Source organism: Streptomyces sp. NRRL S-337 (assembly GCF_000720175.1).
Taxonomy (GTDB): domain Bacteria; phylum Actinomycetota; class Actinomycetes; order Streptomycetales; family Streptomycetaceae; genus Streptomyces; species Streptomyces siderophoricus.
The window spans coordinates 1-4286 of sequence record NZ_JOIX01000150.1 but is presented as its reverse complement, the minus strand read 5'-3'; the positions used below and the strand labels follow the sequence as shown (position 1 = coordinate 4286).

At 71.3% G+C, this 4286-nt stretch carries 4 protein-coding genes; 2 read left to right on the top strand and 2 right to left on the bottom strand.

Translation table 11 applies throughout. From position 1 onward, the window contains the following. Positions 1-222 precede the first annotated feature (222 nt). Positions 223-1005, top strand: coding sequence for an arylamine N-acetyltransferase family protein (locus IG62_RS0140710; RefSeq protein WP_030816263.1), 783 nt, complete (start codon positions 223-225; stop codon positions 1003-1005). A 242-nt stretch (positions 1006-1247) separates the two neighbouring features. Here the strand turns inward: IG62_RS0140710 and IG62_RS0140705 are convergent, their stop codons facing one another. Beyond that, on the bottom strand, positions 1248-1490 hold the full coding sequence (locus IG62_RS0140705; protein ID WP_030816261.1) for a hypothetical protein: 243 nt from the start codon (positions 1488-1490) through the stop codon (positions 1248-1250). Between the two features lie 292 nt (positions 1491-1782). Between IG62_RS0140705 and holA the strand changes: the two genes are divergently transcribed. Beyond that, complete coding sequence (gene holA / locus IG62_RS0140700; RefSeq protein ID WP_030816259.1) at positions 1783-2766, top strand: DNA polymerase III subunit delta; 984 nt, start codon at positions 1783-1785, stop codon at positions 2764-2766. A 193-nt stretch (positions 2767-2959) separates the two neighbouring features. Here holA and IG62_RS42855 read toward each other — a convergent pair whose 3' ends face one another. Further along, entirely contained in the window at positions 2960-3946 is a 987-nt protein-coding gene (locus tag IG62_RS42855) for a hypothetical protein (RefSeq protein ID WP_234326946.1), read from the bottom strand. Positions 3947-4286 lie beyond the last annotated feature (340 nt).

The following is a 4286-nucleotide window of genomic DNA, read 5'->3' as shown; positions in this document are numbered from 1 at the left end:
GATCCACCGAGCCCCCGATCCACCGATCCGCGGAGCCCCGAGCCCTCGGTTGCCCGCGGGCGGTTCCAGGGTTCCACGGTTGCGCTCGTCGCGGCCGTCGGCGCCTTGACCTCCCGTTTCGGCCGGTCCTGGCTCTGTAGGCTTCAGAATGAGGCTCGCACTGGTGGGGACGGCGGAGCTGCGTGCCGGTGGAGAGATACGGGACGAGCGGAGGCGGGGTAGATGGACGAGGCGGCGGCTGATGCCTACCTGGAGCGCATCGGGGCAGTGCGGCCCGGGGTCCCTGATGCGGGGGCGTTGGCTGCGCTGCATCTCAGGCATCTGAGGGCGGTGCCCTTCGAGAACCTCGCCATCCACCTCGGTGAGGAGATCGTGCTGGCTGAGCAGCCGCTGCTGGACAAGATCGTCGGTGCCCGGCGCGGTGGGTTCTGTTACGAACTCAACGGTGCGTTCGCCGGGTTGCTGCGGGCCCTCGGGTACGAGGTCGAGTTGTTGTCGGCGCGTGTGTTCGGTGCCGAGGGACGCCTCGGCATCCCGTACGACCACCTTGCGCTGCGGGTCCACACGCCGAGCGGGCCGTGGCTGGCGGATGTCGGCTTCGGCCGGCACAGCCACCTTCCGCTGCGCTGGGACAGCCGCGAGGAGCAGGCCGATCCCGGTGGGACCTTCCGGCTGGAGGAGACGGCGGAGGGGGACGTGGACGTACTGAGGGACGGCTCGCCGCAGTACCGGCTTGAACAACGGCCGCGTGCGCTGGCGGACTTCGAGGTCGGCTGCTGGTGGAACCGCACCTCGCCGACCTCCCACTTCACCCGGTCCCTGGTGTGCTCACGGCTGACCGAGACCGGCCGGATCACGCTCTCCGGCCGCACACTCGTGATCACCGGGGCGGACGGTGTGCGGGAGGAACGTGAGCTGGCGGCGGGAGAGGTACTGGCCGCCTATCGGGAGCACTTCGGGGTGGTGCTGGACCGGGAGCCGGTGGTGGGGGCCGCGGCTGGGTGAGAGCCTCCCTCCGCCGCCTCCGCCGCCTCCGCCGCCTCCGCCGCCTCCGCCGCCTCCGCCGCCTCCGCCGCCTGGCGGTGGGCGGGGCGGGCCCGTAGGAGCGGTCGGCCGGAGCAGGCGGGCAAACCGGTGTCAGGCGGGTCAGGCGGGTCGGGCGGAGCAGGTGGGCAATCCGGTGTCGGGCGGGCATACCGGTGGCAGCGTGGCCGGCCGTGGAGCAGGCCAGGGGCATGCCGGTGGTGTTACTCGGCCTCGCGCCAGCCCTCGAACTCCGCCACGAGGTCGTCCAACCGTGCCGGGTCGTGGCGGGCGTCCGGATCTTCGACCACCACCAGCCACTGGGCGTCCTCGGCGTCGTCCTCGCCGGCCAGGGCGTCCCGTACGAGCTGGGGCTCCTCGGTGACGCCGAAGCGTTCGACGAGGGCCTCGGCGACCTCCTCCGCGGCGTCGCGGTCGGGCAGGACCAGGACGTGGCGCACCTGCACGGGGGAGGGCGTCGGGGCGGAGGGAGACGCGTGGTGCTCGCGGTGAGTGCGATGCTGGGGGGCGGCGGCGTGGTCGTTCATCAGGCCATTGTCCCCGTCGGGAGCCCGGCTCTCGGTGCGCGGGTCCGTACGTCACGCCGAGACCTCGACGTCAGGGCCCTGGTGACGTCTGGGCCGTAGTGACGTCTGGGCCGTAGCGACGTGAAGGCCGTAGCCACGTCAGGGCCCTGGCGGAGCGGACCGGGGGCGGGCCGGGCGGCGTTGTCGGTGGGGCGTGGGATGCTGGATCGCGATGGCCAGGAAGACAGCTAACGACGATTTGCTTGCCCCCGTGACGATCGCGGTGGGGCAGGAAGACCTGCTGCTGGAGCGTGCGATGCAGCAGGTGGTGGCGGCTGCCCGCGCGGCCGATGCGGACACCGATGTGCGCGACCTCACCCCCGACCAGCTCCAGCCCGGCACCCTCGCCGAGCTGACCAGTCCCTCGCTGTTCGCCGAGCGCAAGGTCGTGGTGGTGCGCTCGGCCCATGACCTGTCCGCGGACACGATCAAGGACGTCAAGGCGTATCTCGGCTCGCCCGCGGAGGAGATCACGCTCGTGCTGATGCATGCCGGCGGCGCCAAGGGCAAGGGTCTGCTCGACGCCGCCCGTAAGGCAGGGGCGCGGGAAGTGGCCTGTCCCAAGATGACGAAGCCGGCCGACCGGCTGGCGTTCGTGCGGGGGGAGTTCCGTACGGTCGGGCGGTCGGCGACGCCCGAGGCGTGCCAGTCGCTGGTCGATGCGATCGGCAGCGATCTGCGGGAGTTGGCCTCGGCGTGTGCGCAGCTCGTCGCCGACATCGAGGGCACGATCGACGAGGCGATCGTCGGGCGGTACTACACGGGTCGGGCCGAGGCGTCGAGCTTCACCGTCGCGGACCGTGCCGTCGAGGGCCGGGCCGCCGAGGCCCTGGAGGCGCTGCGCTGGGCGATCGCGACGGGTGTCGCGCCCGTCATGATCACCAGCGCGCTCGCCCAGGGCGTCCGGGCCATCGGCAAGCTGGCCTCCGCGCCCCGCGGCGCCCGCCCCGGCGACCTCGCCCGCGAACTGGGCATGCCGCCGTGGAAGATCGACCGGGTACGGCAGCAGATGCGAGGTTGGTCGGCGGACGGTGTGGCGACGGCGCTGCGCGCGGTGGCGGCGGCCGATGCGGGGGTCAAGGGCGGCGGGGACGACCCCGAGTACGCCCTGGAGAAGGCAGTCGTGACGATTGCCCGGGCGGCGCGGTCCCGCTGAGGCGCGTACTGCTGCGGCAGGGGCCTGCTGGGGCGTGGTCCCGCTGAGACCCGGTGCTTGGAATTGCACCGGGGAATTCCGTTTGTCTCCCGTCACCAGCCCCGACCAGCCCAGCCCCGCCTACCCCCCCGCCCAGCCCAGACCCGCCTACCCCGCCCAGCAGACCCGCCTACCCCGCCCAGCCCCGCTCGGCTCAGCGTGCGTTCTGCAGGCGTTTGAGGGTCTCCGTCGCGCTGGTTTTGAGCATCGTTGCGACCTCGTCGGAGGTGGGCTGCTTGCCGGAACTGCCGCTTGAGGCGTAGCTCGACCACGTCGACTGGTAGGTCATCCAGCCGTCCCGCACCCCGAGGATCACGTAGGAACCGCTGTCACTGCTCATGTCGTTCCGCGTCACCAGATAGGCCTCGTCGCCGATGCCCGGAACGGACTCGACCTTGTAGCCGACGGAGGTCTCCTGCTTCTCGTACGCACGGTAGTTGTCGGCGAATTCCGGTGCCGGGTCGGCCTTCCGGTGCAACGTGGCGCTGGTGTAGAGCCAGGTCGAGGAGTAGGTGGCGGAGCTCGCGTTCTCCTGCTCCAGTGAAACGTTGCACCACATGGTGTCCATCGACTTCTGCCGGGCCCCGCTGTGCTGGGGGTTGGCGTCCTTCGAGGAGGAGCCGGTGTTCGCCTTGGTCTTGTAGTGGGCGTTCTCGAAGGGCGTCATCGAGGTGGCCGCACACAGGTCATCGGTGTAGGCGTAGCCCGCGAGGTCGGCGCTGGGCTCGGAGGAGAAACCTCCGGTGGCGAACAGCAGCGAACCCCAGATCGCGGAGGCGGCGACCGCCCCACCGATCGCCCACAGCCAGCCGGAGACACCGCGGCCGACGCCACTGCCGCCGCCATTGCCGCTGGGGCTGCCGCCGGGAACACCGCCCGTCCCGGCGGGTGCACCGGGCGCACCCATGCCCGCCGGCGGGTAGCCGTAGTGGCCGACGGGTGGCTGCGACGGCGGTTGCACCGGCGGCTGCATCGGCGCCTGCTGCCCGGCGGCCGGATCCGGTTGGCCGGGCACGGGATTCTGCTGGGCGTAAGGATTCTGCTGCACGGGCACCGGATTCTGCGGTGGTGCCGGGGCCTGGCCGTAAGGGTTGGGCTGCGGCAGGCCGTACGGCTGAGAGGGCTCCCCCGGGGTGGACATGGCGGCAGAGTAGCGGACCGGCCACCCACGGGCCCCGGCCGGCGGACGCCCCCTACGACGAATAACCCCACGACAGCGGAGACGCGTCTGCACACGTCGCTACGACGCGATGGCTCCAGCTCTACGACGCCATGGCTCCAGCTCTACGACGAGATGGCTCCGGCTACGACGAGATGGCTTCGGCTCTACGACGGGTTGCTCCCGGCTCTACCACGAGGTGGCCCCACCCCGGATCCCACCCAGGACCCCACCCCAACCGCCGCACCAGCCCCTACCTGTCTCTTATACACATCTCCGAGCCCACGAGACGGACTCCTATCTCGTATGCCGTCTTCTGCTT